The sequence below is a fragment of the Nostoc sp. DedQUE07 genome, assembly GCF_034530975.2.
Lineage (GTDB): Bacteria > Cyanobacteriota > Cyanobacteriia > Cyanobacteriales > Nostocaceae > Nostoc.
Map to the genome: position 1 here is coordinate 1 of NZ_JAVRCC020000007.1, position 15,978 is coordinate 15,978.

The following is a 15,978-nucleotide window of genomic DNA, read 5'->3' on the forward strand; positions in this document are numbered from 1 at the left end:
TGGGCATTGGGCATTGGGCATTGGGCATTGGGCATTGGGCATTGGGCATTGGGCACTTGTACTGAGCGAAGTCGAAGTATTGGTCATTGGTCATTAGCAAATAATTAACAGTAAATATTGGTTGACTCTAGACAAATGACAAATGACAAATGACAAATGACAAATGACAAATGACAAATGACAAAAAACTAGTTAAATTGCATCTACCTTGAAAGCATTTAATACATTTAATGCCGAACTGCGGCGTAACCTGCTGATTTTATTTACGGCAGGTTTATTATTCTGGTCAAGTATGTCTTCGCTTTTACCAACTCTACCGCTTTACATCGATGATGTGGGCGCAAGCAAGCAAGAAATTGGGATTGTCATGGGCAGTTTCGCCATTGGTTTATTGCTCTCTCGCCCAATGCTGGGACGGTTAGCCGATGAACGCGATCGCAAAATTGTCTTGTTGATTGGTACGATCGTAGCTGCGATCGCACCCTTTGGTTACTTGGCAACCCGATCTATTGGGTTATTAATCTTGGTGCGGATTTTTCACGGCATTAGTGTTGCCGCTTTTACCACTGGCTACAGTGCCTTAGTCGCAGATTTAGCTCCCACTGAAACTCGTGGTGAAATCATTGGTTACATGACCCTAGCAACTCCCATTGGTTTAGCAATTGGCCCTGCCTTAGGAGGGTATTTAGAAGCTACAAGTGGTTACGGGATATTATTTCTGTTATCTGCTGAATTGGGTTTTGTCGCCTTCTTAGGGATTTTACAAGTTACGAATCCGCCAGTGCAAACGCAGGAGCAGACAGAGGGAGAAGCTCGCAACTTTTGGCAAATTTTGGTCAGTCCACGGGTGAGAGTTCCAACTTTAGTTATGTTGCTGGTTGGTTTGTCCCTTGGTGCTGTACATACTTTTGTGTCGTTGTTCCTCAAATCCACTGAAGTGGACTTCAATGGCGGACTGTTTTTTACAGCTGCGGCGATTTCTAGTTTTAGTATTAGGATATTTGCTGGTAAGGCAAGCGATCGCTTAGGGCGGGGTTTGTTTATTACCTTTGGGATTTTTTGCTACGTTTTAGCGTTAATACTGCTGTGGCAGGCTTACAGCCCGATCGTTTTCTTACTGGCTGCGATCGCTGAAGGTGCTGGTGGTGGTACACTGTTCTCGATGATGGTTACTATGATGGCAGATCGCTCCCTGCCGCAAGAACGGGGGAAAATTTTTGCTATCTGCATAGCTGGACTTGATTTGGGAATTGCGATCGCTGCTCCTCTTTTGGGCATTATCGCAGAACTTGTAGGCTACCGCGATATGTTTGGCTACGGTGCTGCAATTACTTCTCTAGCACTTATCCTCTTCCTCACCCATTCAAGCAAAAACCTATCCAACTCACTGCGCTTTGCACTAGGTCTAGCTCCAGATGCCTACGCCTTGAAAAACTTAAAAGTTAGGAGTGATGAAATTTAATTCCTCACTCCTAACTTTCAACTCTTAACTTCTTAAAAACGGGCGAGGAGGGATTCGAACCCCCGACACCGTGGTCCGTAGCCACGTGCTCTAGTCCACTGAGCTACACGCCCTCACCGACAATCTATATTAACACGTTCTAACCAAATGGCGCAAGATAATTTTCTATCTAATTTTGCCAACTTAACTCATCTAGATCCCCAAGGACAGGCACAAATGGTAGATGTGTCTGATAAAGCACCTACCATTCGCCAAGCAGTAGCAGCTGCTCAGGTGCGGATGCTGCCAGCCACCTTCGCTGCCATTCAAGCCGGAAATGTGCCAAAAGGGGATGTGTTGGCAACTGCAAGATTGGCTGGAATTATGGCAGCCAAGCAAACAGCCACTTTAATTCCTCTGTGTCATCCGTTGCCTTTGCAAAAAATCGCAGTCGAAATCACACCCGATCCCCAACTACCGGGTTATCAAATTCAAGCCACAGTCAAAACCAAAGCTGAAACCGGTGTAGAGATGGAAGCCTTAACTGCCGTTTCTGTCGCTGCTTTGACTTTATACGATATGGCAAAAGCTTTAGAAAAGTCGATTCAAATTGAATCAATTCGTTTAATAAGTAAGAGTGGCGGTAAATCAGGAGATTATTCGCCGGCAGAGCAATAAGCTAGCTATTGGGCATTGGGTATGGGGCATAAGGAAAAAATCTATACTACTACTTCTCCTCTGCTCCTCTGCTCCCCTGCTCCCCAGTCACGGCAGATTGTCAGGATCAATGCCGAGATTACGCAAATATGCTGCTAACTGTTCAGCGCGTTGGCGTTCTTGTTGGGCGCGTTGACGTTCTTGTTCAGCGCGTTGGCGTTCTTGTTCTACCAATAACTCAGCCTGTTCAGCCCGTTGATTGAGTTCCAGGGAATTTAAAAATCTCTGTCCATCTGGACGGTAAATTACTAACTCTCCAAGCCCCGTTTGAAATCTAATTCCTAAGCGGGGACTGATCCAACCATCCATTTGCCATAGCTTATTCAAATGGTTGTTTTGCCGCAACCAGCCATCTAGTTGAAAACTTTCAGGGTCGTATAAATAGTATTCTTCAACACCATAGGTATCGTAAAATTCCAGCTTGCGCTCCATCTCCTTGGTATCATTACTATAAGAAAGAATCTCAAAGACTACTTGTGGTGGAATATTATCTTCTTGCCACTGGCGATAGGAACGACGTTTACCCTTTGATCTACCGAAGACAACCATCACATCAGGTGCAGTCGGTGTAATCAGCCGAGAACGGACTGGATACCAGAGCAAATCTCCTGCAATCAAAACATTGTCATTATTAGCAAACAGAATCTCTAAATTCTCCTTAATCAAGACAATCCAACGATATTGCTCTGTATTGTCTGCCATTGGTTTGCCGTCGCTATCTGGATAGAGGAGATCGGGGTCTATTTGCTCAAAGATCGTCATCGGATTTAACCCAGTGGCTCTTGACTTCCAATTCAATTATGACTGCTTCTAGAAGTCTAATAGCAACGACTGCACTAAAAACCTTAGAATGAGTAGGGTGTATTTAAATCTGTAACAAATATTTATGCCTCCTCGTTGGCCTCGCAAACCCGATCGCAAAGACCCTGATTACCGCAAGATCGATGACCGGATGAATTTTGCTATCCATGTGGCGATTGCTGCTTGTATTAATTCCGGGTTGTGGTTTTTCCACATTTTGAAAGACACTACCTGGGAGTGGCTGCCTTTGGTAACGTTAAGTTGGACGGGAATAGTGTTAGCACATCTGATTTATATTAGTGCGATCGCTAACTACACCGAAACTCCACCAAAATCCACCTGAAGATGGATTACTCATGCTAGGGCGATTGTAACTTCTGGTAGTAGGATTAGCCTGTTAATTGAGCCATAATATAAAAAAGCCTGAGATTTCGCACTTTTTCTTAATGTAGGGTTATTTTTATGGCTAAGACTAACACCACAGAACTACTAGAAGCCCTAGCAGCTGAAATTGGCGAAAACGTCTACATAGATGTTGCCAAATGGCATCTTTATTTATCTAATGCCAAACTGCATACAGTTGTTGCCGAGCAACTGTATCCCTTAATTACTTCCAACGCTGTCAATGAAGACCGAGTTTTACAAGTCTTGGGAGCGATTCCAGTAAAAATTGGCGGCGGGAAACGTGAAGTTCCTTTAATCGATTTACTACCCCTACAATGCCAGGTAACATTAGTTGATATTTTGGAAAAATATCAACGCGATTTTTAATAGATAAAACAAACTTATCTTGGCTAGACAATTTTGTTAATCAGCATTTCCTGATTCGAGTTTCTCTTGTGAATGAGGAAGATGTTTGCAGTATGAATTTTATAAATATTAACTCTACAGATACACATAGATGAATCTCGTGTAATTTCTGTGTGGTCTGATAAAAATTTCCTTTAACAATTAAGGAATCTCCGCGTTCAAAATCAGTTTAGATTTGAGCGAGTTTATGTTGAGACTCGCTTTGAACTTTCATGCAAACTCATTGAGGCAATTTCTATGCTTTTACAAGTCAAAGATAGTGGCGAATTGGTAAAAATTGTTGAAATTCAGGAATTAATTGACCCGAATAATGATGTTGTTCGCGCAAAAGACCAAGAAGGTCAAGAAGAACAGCAACCTGAAAGCTTTAAAAAAGAAAATCTCGTTTTTCCTTCAGGTGAAGTTTTACCACGCTGTTGGTTAGATGCTGACTATAGACACGACAACGGTTAATGATTTTAAAATCAGGTAACTACTAAATAATAGGGTAGCACTGCTGTGCTACCCTATTATGTGTAAGATTATGACGCAGCTTTTTCTCCTGCCGTCACTCCTTCATTCTGCTGAAACTTCGGGAAAAATGTCTTAGTAATCCACTCAGTCAAGATGTGAGACAGTAACCCCAAAGGCCCAGCAAACAAAGATAAAGCTAGAGAGTGAATTGTCCAAACACCTGTTTTCTGTCCTTCCCAATAAATCCAGCGACCGACAAATAAATCCATCACTAAAAAATGAATCCAACCTGTTGCCGCAGCTGTTTCGTCTGCAAAAAATCGTGCAATATCAGCTAATTGAGGATTCGATAAAGCTTGAGCATTTTCTGGCGTAATGCTGTTGATAAACAAATACAAATATGCCCCAGCTAACAGCACAAAGGGTAAATATGATGACATTATCTGCCGTGTAATTTTCCAGTTAGGCAATAAAATCATCAATGCCCAAAATGGCAATACGAAAAGATTGGCAATATTAAATAGTTGAGAAATCGTCATATTTGTCTAAAGTGATGAGTTAGCAATTTGAAGTTATTATTGCTTTCGTTTTGAATTAACTTCAAGAGATAGATTCCCGACTTTTCAAAGAAGTCAGGAATCAGGGTATACTTATAAAGCTACAAGCTGTGATTCAATTTCTGAAGAATTCAAATCACGCCCGATGAAAACTAACCGCGTTTGCCTAGCTTCTTCTGGTTTCCAGGGGCGATCGTAAAATTTATCAAATCGGGTTCCCACGCCTTGCATTACTAAGCGCATGGATTTATTAGGTACTGCGACAAAGCCTTTAATCCGGTAAATTTCTTGTTGTTGTACCAATGTTTGCAACTGCTGTTGCAGCTTTTCGGGGTCAAAGGTACGATCCAAAATTAAATTAGCTGAAGTAATTTCTTCATCGTGATTGTGGTCTTCTTCAGTATCATGATGACTAGGACGAGAATCTAAATTGTCTTCGACTGCGGCTTGGAATCCTAATAATATAGATGCGTCTAATTGAGAACGATCGCTCTCGACAATTTTCACCACTCTGGGCAACTCTTGCTTAATCAATTCTTCAACTCTGGCTTTTGTCTCGGCATCTACCAAGTCAATTTTATTCAACACCACCAAGTCTGCACAAGCAAGTTGGTCTTCAAACAGTTCTTGCAAAGGTGTTTCGTGTTCTAGATTATCATCTGCTTGTCGCTGGGCTGCGATCGCATCTGGATCGCTAGCAAATGTCCCGGCTGCAACCGCCGCACAATCTACCACGGTAATCACTGCATCTACAGTGGCGGCGTTACGAATTTCTTGCCAGCGAAAAGCCTTCACCAGTGGTTTTGGTAAAGCTAAACCAGAAGTTTCAATCAAAATGCAGTCGATGCTATCTCGTCGCTTGATTAACTCTTGCATCGTCGGGTAAAACTCTTCCTGCACAGTGCAGCATAAGCAACCGTTAGTTAATTCAAAGATATTAGTGTCGCCCTCACCATCTTCGGGGCAAATTTGACAAGATTTTAACAATTCGCCATCAATACCGAGTTCGCCAAATTCATTGACTAAAACGGCAATACGCCGTCCTTCGTTGTTTTGTAGCAGGTGGCGAATTAGGCTGGTTTTTCCACTACCTAAGAAGCCTGTAATCACTGTGACAGGAATTTTCGTTGCCATATTTTTGCCTGATTTACTCAGTATGAGAAGTTTTACGGGTTACAAACTTAAATACTGAGATTAAGCTTGGTTTGAAGATTGACTTAGTTATTTTAAGCTGAAAGTCTATGGTAAGCCGGAAAATATTCCCGTTATTGTTGAGTTTAGGCTTGGCTTTAATTCCTGAAATCAGTGTTGCACAAACGGTAGAGGAGTTGAAACAAAAAGCAACATCTGCCGAATAAGTGAAAAATTATGAAGAACCCGCTAATATTTGGCGGAGTTTGATTGAACGGGATGACAAATCAATAAATTTAGGGACTCCAAGAAATAAATTATCCAATTTCACTGAGTCAAAATGATTTTTTCTCCCCCTGCTCCCTGCCCCCCTGCCGTCAAAGCGATGGGATATTTTTTTATTTGGAAGTCTCTTATCAGGGGTAAAGCATTCTGGTAAATGTTAATTCTGAAAGCTTCACCCCAGTAGAAAATGCTGCAATTACAACCAAGGATGGCGCGGGGGATAGACGCCGTTGAGGAAGTAGTTACCAACAGCGTAGTATTTCCAACGGACGGGATCGTGCAGTGTGTGAGCACGAGCATTTCGCCAGTGGCGATTGTAGTTGAATTCTTCTAATGTGGATTTAGTACCTGCTAGTTCAAACAGTTTGTTGGTAGCTAGTAGTGATGCTTCGGTGGCTAAGGCTTTGGCTTCGGCAACTGCAATTGATGCTTCAACTACCTTGGGTTCTTCTAAGCCTGACTCGTTGGCGATGTCGATAAACTCACCTGCACGTCGCAGCAATGCTTCCGCAGCGTGAACCTGAATTTGGACATTGCCTAAGTTATAGAGCGTCAGGGGGTCTTCGTAGCCTTTTTCTAAATTGCTGTCAACCCAAGGACGAGTATGGTTGCGGACAAAGTAGATGGTGTCACGGACTGCTGCTTTAGCAATTCCCACGTCTACGGCGGCTTGGATGATTTGGGCGATCGCACCCATTGGTGTTGCCCTTTCAAAAGCCAAGTAGTGCGGAATCACGTGTTCTGCCTTAACTTTCACATTTTCAATAATCGTAGTGCCGCTAGCAGTGGTACGCTGTCCGAAGCTTGTCCAATCATCGAGTAGGGTTAATCCTTCGGCATCTCTTTCGACAAATGCCACCACTGTCTTACCATCTGGATTACTGGCAATCACGGGAACCCAATGTGCCAATAGTGCCCCAGCAGAGTAGTATTTACGTCCGTTGAGTACGAAGTCAGAGTCATCTGGTGTTAATTTTGTTTGGACATCAGTCACAGACTTAGTGCCAATTTCCGAGAAGGCGTTACCGAAGCGTTTACCTTGGAGAACCAAATCAAAGAAAAACTTCTTCTGCTCATTTGTACCATCTAACCGGACTGCTTCCACCATATAGAGATGGTTTTGGGGAATTTGACCGAGGCTAGAGTCGGCTTCGGAGATGATTTTAACTACTTCTGCGAGGGTGGCATTCGATACAAAAGCACCGCCATACTCTTTCGGGACTGTAATTCCCCACAATCCGCTCTGGGAGAACTTTTCTACTTCCTCAGCAGGTAAACGCCGATTTTGGTCGCGTTCTGAGTCTCCCTTGGCAAACTCAGCTGCTAATTCGTGAGCGATCGCGATCGCTTCTTTGTCATCTTGAATAATATGCGCCTTCTGGTCAGCATCAATTACTGATGTCATAGTAAAACTCCTTGATTGTGATTGAGTGACTCATAATCGCCACTACTATGAGACAGCCTTTGGATTTTTCTTAGTGCCGTTCAGATATAGCTGTTATCTACAACAGCTTCAATCCACAAAACCCGCTCCGACAAAGTATGTTGCTGTTAATCTACACTCCAACCAACTCATCAGCTGTCCGAGGATTAGATTTAAGTTCGCGCACAATTGGTATTACTGTCTTACCAAATGCTGGTAAATCATCTGTGTAGTGTAAGAAGCCACCAAGAATTAGATCGACTCCCGCTTCATGGAACTGGCGAATCTTTTCAGCTACTTGTTCAGCCGTACCAATCAACCCCGATCGGAAACCATCGTTATACTGCACCAAGTCTTCAAAATTGGAATTCGCCCACATTCCCTGACGTTCACGAGTTGAAGCTCCCGCCTGTTTCACTGCTTCGCCAAATCCTTTCACCGCTTCCACATCAGCTTGGGCAATAATATCGCGCAATACTTCATGCGCTTCTGCTTCCGTATCTCGCACGATGATAAAGGAATTCAAACCAAACTTAATTGTGCGTCCTTGAAGACTCGCTAATTCAGACACCTCTGCAATCTGCTCTTTCACGCCTTCTATGGTATTGCCATTCATGAAATACCAATCAGAGACGCGGCCAGCCATGCGCCGCGCTGCTTTGGAGTTACCACCTTGGAATATCTCCGGGTGAGGATTCTGATTAATTGGTCTAGGCTTCACCCAACCGCCGTTAATGCGGTAAAAGTCGCCTTTAAAGTGAAACTCATCCTCAGTCCACAAACCCTTGAGAACGCGGATAAATTCCTCTGAACGACGATAGCGTTCGTCATGATCTAACCAATGTTCACCATATATAGTGAATTCATCTTTGAACCAGCCACTAACTACATTCAAAGCAAATCGGCCGTTAGAGAGAAAATCAATACTTGCACCCATTTTGGCAACTACTCCCGGATGCCACAATCCAGGGTGAACTGCTGCAATCAATTTCAATTTCTTGGTGACAGGAGCTAGAGCCGACACGGTTGTTAATGCCTCTAATTGGTACTCAGCGCCGTAGCTAGCGATAAATCTGGCTTGTGCTAGAGCATATTCAAATCCAACTTCTTCAGCCGTCTGAGCTAGTTGAGCATTGTATTCGTAAGTCCAATCTGTGCGTTGGGGAATTTTACTCACAACTAACCCCCCGCTAACGTTGGGAATCCAGTATGCGAACTTAATATCTACCATAATTGTGCGTTTGTAATTGAAACTGCTTGGTTATTTTTCTCACTTTGCAAGTGATGTAACAAAGCCTAATTTGTCATCGCTAACAAATCAGCTAAAACTCAATCGGGCAAAATTTTAGTCAAAATCGAAAGCTTGAGAGCGGCTGAAAACTATTCTGAGTTTACAAGTAGACAATTTTCTGATGGTGGTAATATACCACAACTCGATCGTATTACCGTAGTTTTTAATTAATCGGACTCGATCGCGACAATTTTTTCGATGTCGTGACTCGATATACTTAAATTCCATTTCCGTATTCCATTTTGGAATACTGCCGACTTTTACTGAGTATTTTATTATTTTATATTTGCTGGTTATCAGCCTGATTCAGTCAGAACTCGACAAAGCATCGGTACTGATAAATGTGGTAGTGTAAACTACTAAACTAGAAAATATTTCAAAATTTGGTTGGGATTTTGAATCCAGATACTTATCTTCCCAATTCCCAATCCAATCAAAATTGAGGGGCAATCTCCCCATGCTTACTTTCACATCTCAAAAGCAGTCACAAGGCTATTGCCCCTAAATATTTTGAGCGTTGATCGCTCTTTCGCCAGAAACACCTATGAATTATCCTTCATCAGCCTATCTGAATTTATGACTCCACACACCAGACTCCGCAATCTCAACACGATTACTCAGCTGTGACGAGTTCAGTACTACCACGTGTACGACGCCGTGTAAGACTATTATACAGCATCACACCGATCGACTTGATCAAATTACCTTCCAATTCCTGGAACAGCTTCATGTTCGTGCCAAAGGCGGCGTTAGCTTCATCAACGATGCGATCGGTTGCCGCCTCGTCAAGGGGTAATTCATCCAAAGTTTGCCGATATTTGGTTTTGAATGCCTTCTCATCAGGAATTTCTGGAAACTCATAAAAGGCTGTTCCTTGTCCATCAGACAAATTCATCGCTGTTACAGCAATATTTTTGAGAATTTGTCCCCCGGATAAGTCACCTATGTAACGAGTGTATGAATGGGCAATTAACAATTCCGGTTCTGTAGCAGATATTTCTCGGATGCGCTGTACATAAGCTTCACCTGCGGGAGATAGTTTGATTTGCTCTCTCCAGTTTGCACCAAAGTAATAACTTAGGTCTTGCTCTAAGCTATGCTTGCGGTTTAGCTGAGGAAAGTTAATTTTAGAAACTATTGGGTGCTGGCGGTGCTTTTCTATTTCCTCTTCCATCGCTGAGTAGACGAAGTAGAAGTTAGCAACTAGTTTCCGGTAAGAGTTTTTTTCCACTACTCCTTTTAAAAAGCACTTGACAAAACCTACATTTTCTGCCATTGTGTGGGCTTTCTTAGTGCCTACACGTAATTTGGTTGCTAAATTGCTGCTCATGCTAAATTTCTCAACTTTAAAAAGTTTACTGCCGGAGTTTTGATTTACTAACGGCTAAAAAGGCCATTAAAACGTTACCTTAAAACTATTTGATGAGAATTTATATTAAAATTTTTTAAGCTGCAATGATTTTGTAGTTTTTTACACAGCGATAAGGCTAAGAGAACAGAATTTTAGATTTTAGATTTTGATTTTTTGTTGTTATTAGCTGAATCTTGCTTTCATTCTCAGCTTGGATGAAAAATTTTGCGATTTACCAAAAGTAATATTTATTACATACTTATTTGGTAATAGCATTATCAAGTGTGAACTAATACAGATAAAAATCAAAACGAAAATTGTCGGCATAAAAGGAATAATCAGCTAAGATGTGGAGACTTTACTAATAAAGTAAAAACCAATACTGACTTTATCAAAGATTTACAATCTTAGAAAGAAAAATTCAGTATTATTACGTAAAGATGGCTCGATCTAAAATGAATTTATAAAGAGAAAAAGCATGTCAAAATTGCTGAATAAAGTCTTAAGTGCTATTTATTTTTCAGTGTGATTGTGTGGAGTGTTTAAAAATATGGTTTCATCTATAACTCGGACATCGGGCATTTCTGGGGGTTCTACTTCTGAAGTTGAGGGATTGGGCAAAGGGATTGAGAGCAGTTTTGGACTGAATTTAATCCCATTACCAGCAAATCCCTTATTTGGCACAGATGGGATTCGCGGACGAGTCGGAGAATTACTGAATGCGCCTTTAGCATTGCAAGTTGGTTTTTGGACGGGGATTGTTTTACGTAACCATGCTGCTCAAGTAGGGCCAGTCATTCTCGGACAGGACTCTAGAAACTCCAGCGATATGCTGGCAATGGCTTTGAGTGCAGGGTTAACAGCAGCAGGGTTAGAGGTTTGGTATTTGGGATTATGTCCCACTCCTTGCGTTGCCTATCTCACCAGTATCAGTGATGCCATTGGCGGAGTGATGATTTCTGCCAGCCACAATCCTCCAGAAGACAATGGAATTAAGGTTTTTGCTGCCAATGGTGGGAAGTTGCCGCAAATCTTGCAGACAGAAATTGAAGCGGGACTGCGTGGCAAGATATCACCGATCGCCAGAGTCAGTAATTGCGGACGGCATTACTCACGTTTCGAGTTAGTGGAAGATTATAGCTCGGCGTTGAAAAAGCCCTTAAACGGTGTCTTGAATCTTCAGGGAATGAAGATTGTTTTAGACTTGGCGTGGGGAGCCGCAGTTGGGTTAGCACCATCAGTATTTACCCAAATGGGAGCGGAGGTAATCTGCTTGCATAACGAGGCAGATGGCGATCGCATTAATGTTAACTGCGGTTCCACGCACCTAGACATTTTGGCAGCAACGGTACAAGAACACAACGCCGATATCGGCTTTGGCTTCGATGGCGATGCCGATCGCGTCTTAGCAGTAGACAATACAGGCAGGCAAGTTAACGGCGATTACATTCTCTACCTGTGGGGACGACACTTACAACAAAACCAACAATTGCCAGACAACTTGATTGTATCTACAGTCATGGCCAACTTAGGCTTTGAGAAAGCTTGGCAGCAAATTGGTGGTAACTTAATTCGTACCGCAGTTGGCGACCAATACGTACAAGCCGAAATGCAGCGCACTGGGGGAATGCTAGGTGGCGAACAATCAGGGCATATTCTTTGCCGTCACTATGCCGTCACTGGAGATGGCTTGTTAACCGCATTACACATAGCATCTTTGGTGAGAGAGGCAGGTGTTCCCTTGAGCGAATTAGTAGATCGAAGCTTCCAAACCTATCCCCAATTGTTGCGGAACGTGCGCGTTGTCGATCGCGATCGCCGTTTGGGATGGCAAGATTGCCAACCTGTGCAACAAGCGATCGCTCTTGCTGAAGCTGCAATGGGCGATTCCGGCAGAATTTTGGTTCGCGCCTCTGGCACAGAACCAGTGATCAGAGTAATGGTGGAAGCAGCCAATGCTGAACTCACCAACTACTGGACAAATGAACTAGTTGCCAAAGTACAGCAGCATCTGATGGATTAAATTAGCTAATATCTCATTTCAGCTTCAAAAAACGCCAATACAGCTTCTACGATTAACCACCCTTGGTTATGTCTAGAAGCTGTAACATTTTGATTGCTTATTAAACCCGAATTATCCAATACGTTTCGCTTAAGGATTGTTGATGAAAATATACTAAAATTCAGAGATACAACATTGTTTTACTAAATAATTTTTCCTTCAATTAATTCCTCCCCTATGTTCAGTTTTTACCCAGCGCGATCGCTCCTTTTGCACACACATCTTTGAAGTGGTCACAATCATCACAGGAATCCAATGCACCATGTATAATGACCCTTGAATTGTTGCCCAAACCAAAGACCATCCTCGTAAATTTTGAAATTGGTAAAGTCCAGCAATAAAGGCAATTGTCAGAATGATGCTAAGTAGTGTCTGGAGGGGAAACAGAACTGGATTATGGCTATAAAAAATTGTCCAAAGTAAGTCGGGTATTAGTCCAATTGGCAGAAGAAATTGCAATATAAAAAACAATAGTAAATCAATTTCTTTTGCCCAACCTAAAGTAAAAATTTGCGGAAAATAATCTAGGTAACGCTGATAGCCACCTTCAGCCCAACGGCAGCGTTGATTCCAAAGTTTTTCCCAAGTAGTTACACCTTCTTCCTGAATTGATGGAACTGTAACAAACTCAATTTGCGTACCTGTTAAATAGAGTTTGAAACAAAGATCCAAATCATCGGTGACAGTGTTCTCATTCCAACCTTGACACTTTTCTAATAATTGCCGACGAATTAACATCCCATTACCGCGCAGTTCAGACATTCCACCAATAGCAATGCGATGGGTTTGTAGAAAGCTATCACAGTTCATTTCCATCTGCTGGCAATGGGTTAAGAAATTGGTATTAGCATTAGAAATTGCTTTTCGTACTTGCACTGCACCGATCGCTTGCTTATGAAACAGAGGTACTGTTTGCCGGAGAAAATTAGCTCTTAACTGAGCATCCGCATCACAGACTAAGATAATCTCCCCTTGAGTAAAGGGAAACACTGCATTCAATGCACCTGATTTACCACCTTTTGATTCCCGTCGATGAACTTGTAAAGCTGGAAATTGAGTTTGTAATTCTTTCAAAACTTGAGGAGTTTCGTCGGTACTACCATCATCAACAACCCAAATATCTAGGGAATCGCTGGGATAATTCAGTTGGCATAAGCTGTAAACTAGATTAGCCAAGACTGGGCTTTCATTTTTAGCCGGAACTAAAATCGAGACTGACGGTAAATAAATTTCACTCTCCATCACCGCCACCACTGGTTTAGCTAACAGCATCCGTAACGTTTGCACAGTCAGGATTGCCGTTAATCCCAGCATCAACCATTGTGTTTCTGGTAGCCAGTGCAGTAAACTCACGCCACCCCAGACAAATAAAACTACTAGGGTTGCTTTGAGACGGCGATGAAAGCTAATATTTTTACTGGACTGATAAATACTTCCCACTTTATTTGCTATATCCTTTCGGTTCGTGGCTTAGTCGTGCGACGTAATAATAGCATTGTCACTGCTCCCAAAAGGAAACCGCCCACTCCTGCTGCAACTGCTAGAATCCGCCCTAATTGTTGAGCAGCATTCAACACTGGGTTATTCAACAGATTGGAGGAGAAATGTAGCGATTGAATCGTCCATTTATCTTGGAATTTTTGCAGCACAGCTGTCCATCGCAAGGCCATATCAGCCGCTTTGCCATCTTTGAAAAAGAAAGATGCGATCGCTTCTCCAGAGGCAACATCGATTTCTGGAGTGAGAAATGTTCTAAGACTATCTCCTTTTAGTTGCATTTTGATATCTTTAATGGAACTGGAAAACTGCTGATTCCAGTACTTTTCAAACTCAGGAACTTTGTGAAATATCTGATTATCAACTGTTGTGATTGTGAAATTTGGGTGCAAGTAAGGCTGTATTTTGGAAAAATCGCGAGTGTTTAGGGCTTGCAGGGCAATATCCCGCGTGCGAATAATTGCATTTATCTCCTGTGGGTTGACATCTGCTAGAGCGTATTGGGGTAGATTCCAAATTACTAACATTAACAAAACACTCCAAAGTCGCTGAGTGCATTTGTATATGCTTACTTGTCTCTGTTTCATGAGCTATAAAACCTGTAGATTGGGTGACGCTTACTGATAATTGTTTTAATCTTAATACGCACATTTTGCCACTTCTGTTGACTGGCACTGATTAAAATAATTTTTACATTGTTTCCATATACACAAGCTTTAATTTAATAAGGTGCGTTGTGGAATTTATATCATGTCCGGATAAATAGTTATGATTCCCACAGTCATTGCACCCCACCCCCAACCCCTCCCTGCAAGCGGGGAGGGGAGACAAAGCATAGCTTTGGCGGGGTGGGGTTCTTCGGGTTTAATAAGTAATCAAGCGGACATGATATTATTCCTAACTCTCGAATCTCTAACGTGCGTTACGCTGACGCGATAACACACCCTACAAAACGACAAAATCAGATTATCGAGTTAGGAGGCTGAGAAATCTAAACTTTGCCGAAAAGAAATCAGCAATTCATTCAATGCAGCCATATCAATTAAAAATGCATCATGTCCGTGGGTTGAATTCAGCCACGCCAGTTGAGCATTAGGGATTAAATTTGCCAATTCTTGTTGTTCGACTGGAGGATAGAGGATGTCAGAATCAATGCCGACAACTAAAGTTGGTTGCTGGATGCTTTGCAGAATAGATTCATAATCTGACAAATCAGGACTGTTGCGATCGCGTGCAATATCGTGGCGATCCATTGCATGGGTGAGAGTGATGTAAGTGTTGGCATCAAATCGTTCTGTTAGCTTTTGACCTTGATGCTGTAGGTAACTGGTTATAGTAAACTGCTCAGATGCATCATACTCGCGTCCAAAGCGGCTTGTAAAACTATCCCAAGAACGGTAAGTAAACATCGCCATCATCCGCGCTACTGCTAGTCCTTGGTTTGGCGGCGCATCCAGAGTATAGTTCCCTCCTTGCCAGTTTGGATCGGCATAAATTGCTTGTCTTTGGGCTTCACTTAATCCAATACACCAAGCTGAATGTCTGCCAGAAACAGCAATGGGTGCGATCGCTTTCACCTTTTCTGGATATAACAACGCCCACTCCAGTGCTTGCATTCCACCGAGCGAGCCACCAATTACTAACCGCAGAGATTGAACACCCAGGTATTCTAATAGCGCAACTTGCAGGCAAATCATATCTCGGATTGTAATTTTAGGGAAGAATACGCCATAAGGGTTTCCCGTTATGGGGTTGACAGTAGTTGGCCCAGTTGTGCCGTAACAACTTCCCAAAATGTTGCTGCATACAATAAAGTCGCGTTCTGGATTGAAGGCTTTCTCTGAACCAAATAAAGGTTCCCACCAATCATCAGCATCAGCCGAACCAGTTAAGGCATGACAAATCAGTACCCCATTATCGCCTTGAGCATTTAACTGTCCCCAGGTGCGATAAGCAACCTGAACCCCAATTAATGTTGCGCCGCCTTCTAATTGAAATGGTATTGTTAGCTGGTAGAACTGGGTTTGCGGTGAGATGAAGTCTGAGTAGATCATAACTAGAGTGTGGGAAGCAGAGGGGCAACGGAGCAGGGGGACAAGGGGGACAAGGGGGACAAGGGGGACAAGGGGGACAAGGGGGACAAAAAGGAATTATAGAAC

16 protein-coding genes and 1 tRNA gene are annotated in these 15,978 nt (G+C 42.6%); 6 read left to right on the forward strand and 11 right to left on the reverse strand.

The annotated features are described in order from the left end of the window. The first annotated feature begins 208 nt into the window (after positions 1 to 208). On the forward strand, positions 209 to 1,462 hold the full coding sequence (locus RMZ95_RS07665) for an MFS transporter (protein ID WP_322686144.1): 1,254 nt from the start codon (positions 209 to 211) through the stop codon (positions 1,460 to 1,462). Between the two features lie 39 nt (positions 1,463 to 1,501). On the opposite strand, the gene RMZ95_RS07670 is transcribed toward RMZ95_RS07665, so the two are convergent. After that, positions 1,502 to 1,575: transfer RNA gene (locus RMZ95_RS07670), tRNA-Arg, on the reverse strand. 34 nt (positions 1,576 to 1,609) lie between these two features. Here RMZ95_RS07670 and moaC point away from each other — a divergent pair. Continuing rightward, the gene (moaC, locus tag RMZ95_RS07675; RefSeq protein WP_322686145.1) at positions 1,610 to 2,119 is read left to right on the forward strand and encodes a cyclic pyranopterin monophosphate synthase MoaC; all 510 of its coding nucleotides are present in this window, start codon (positions 1,610 to 1,612) and stop codon (positions 2,117 to 2,119) included. Positions 2,120 to 2,206: 87 nt separating this feature from the next. Here the strand turns inward: moaC and RMZ95_RS07680 are convergent, their stop codons facing one another. After that, the gene (locus RMZ95_RS07680; RefSeq protein WP_322686146.1) at positions 2,207 to 2,920 is read right to left on the reverse strand and encodes a Uma2 family endonuclease; all 714 of its coding nucleotides are present in this window, start codon (positions 2,918 to 2,920) and stop codon (positions 2,207 to 2,209) included. A 124-nt stretch (positions 2,921 to 3,044) separates the two neighbouring features. Here RMZ95_RS07680 and RMZ95_RS07685 point away from each other — a divergent pair, with 124 nt between their 5' ends. From RMZ95_RS07685 to RMZ95_RS07695, 3 genes are all read left to right on the forward strand, one after another. Continuing rightward, entirely contained in the window at positions 3,045 to 3,302 is a 258-nt protein-coding gene (locus RMZ95_RS07685; protein WP_322667130.1) for a hypothetical protein, read from the forward strand. Positions 3,303 to 3,421: 119 nt separating this feature from the next. Then, positions 3,422 to 3,730, forward strand: a complete 309-nt coding sequence (locus RMZ95_RS07690) for a DUF3181 family protein (RefSeq protein WP_322667128.1) — start codon at positions 3,422 to 3,424, stop codon at positions 3,728 to 3,730. Positions 3,731 to 4,006: 276 nt separating this feature from the next. Continuing rightward, entirely contained in the window at positions 4,007 to 4,222 is a 216-nt protein-coding gene (locus RMZ95_RS07695; protein WP_322671686.1) for an acetyltransferase, read from the forward strand. A 68-nt stretch (positions 4,223 to 4,290) separates the two neighbouring features. Here RMZ95_RS07695 and RMZ95_RS07700 read toward each other — a convergent pair whose 3' ends face one another. From RMZ95_RS07700 to RMZ95_RS07725, 6 genes are all read right to left on the reverse strand, one after another. Further along, the gene (locus RMZ95_RS07700; protein WP_322686147.1) at positions 4,291 to 4,761 is read right to left on the reverse strand and encodes an ABA4-like family protein; all 471 of its coding nucleotides are present in this window, start codon (positions 4,759 to 4,761) and stop codon (positions 4,291 to 4,293) included. Positions 4,762 to 4,872: 111 nt separating this feature from the next. Then, positions 4,873 to 5,913: a cobalamin biosynthesis protein CobW gene (cobW, locus tag RMZ95_RS07705; RefSeq protein ID WP_322671684.1), complete on the reverse strand. Its 1,041-nt coding sequence runs from the start codon at positions 5,911 to 5,913 to the stop codon at positions 4,873 to 4,875. Between the two features lie 478 nt (positions 5,914 to 6,391). After that, positions 6,392 to 7,600, reverse strand: a complete 1,209-nt coding sequence (locus tag RMZ95_RS07710) for an SfnB family sulfur acquisition oxidoreductase (protein WP_322671683.1) — start codon at positions 7,598 to 7,600, stop codon at positions 6,392 to 6,394. 151 nt (positions 7,601 to 7,751) lie between these two features. Continuing rightward, the gene (gene sfnG / locus RMZ95_RS07715) at positions 7,752 to 8,849 is read right to left on the reverse strand and encodes a dimethylsulfone monooxygenase SfnG (protein WP_322671682.1); all 1,098 of its coding nucleotides are present in this window, start codon (positions 8,847 to 8,849) and stop codon (positions 7,752 to 7,754) included. A gap of 114 nt (positions 8,850 to 8,963) precedes the next feature. After that, on the reverse strand, positions 8,964 to 9,137 hold the full coding sequence (locus RMZ95_RS07720; RefSeq protein ID WP_322671681.1) for a hypothetical protein: 174 nt from the start codon (positions 9,135 to 9,137) through the stop codon (positions 8,964 to 8,966). Between the two features lie 385 nt (positions 9,138 to 9,522). Beyond that, entirely contained in the window at positions 9,523 to 10,239 is a 717-nt protein-coding gene (locus RMZ95_RS07725; protein ID WP_322667120.1) for a heme oxygenase (biliverdin-producing), read from the reverse strand. A gap of 571 nt (positions 10,240 to 10,810) precedes the next feature. On the opposite strand from RMZ95_RS07725, the gene glmM reads away from it, so the two are divergent. Next, a complete protein-coding gene (glmM, locus tag RMZ95_RS07730) occupies positions 10,811 to 12,283 on the forward strand; it encodes a phosphoglucosamine mutase (RefSeq protein WP_322686148.1) in 1,473 nt (490 codons plus the stop codon). 198 nt (positions 12,284 to 12,481) lie between these two features. Here the strand turns inward: glmM and RMZ95_RS07735 are convergent, their stop codons facing one another. The 3 genes from RMZ95_RS07735 to metX form a co-directional block, all read right to left on the reverse strand. After that, entirely contained in the window at positions 12,482 to 13,762 is a 1,281-nt protein-coding gene (locus tag RMZ95_RS07735) for a glycosyltransferase (protein ID WP_322686149.1), read from the reverse strand. A gap of 8 nt (positions 13,763 to 13,770) precedes the next feature. Continuing rightward, a complete protein-coding gene (locus RMZ95_RS07740) occupies positions 13,771 to 14,346 on the reverse strand; it encodes a YybH family protein (protein ID WP_322686150.1) in 576 nt (191 codons plus the stop codon). A 447-nt stretch (positions 14,347 to 14,793) separates the two neighbouring features. After that, the gene (gene metX, locus RMZ95_RS07745) at positions 14,794 to 15,873 is read right to left on the reverse strand and encodes a homoserine O-acetyltransferase (RefSeq protein ID WP_322686151.1); all 1,080 of its coding nucleotides are present in this window, start codon (positions 15,871 to 15,873) and stop codon (positions 14,794 to 14,796) included. Positions 15,874 to 15,978: the final 105 nt, after the last annotated feature.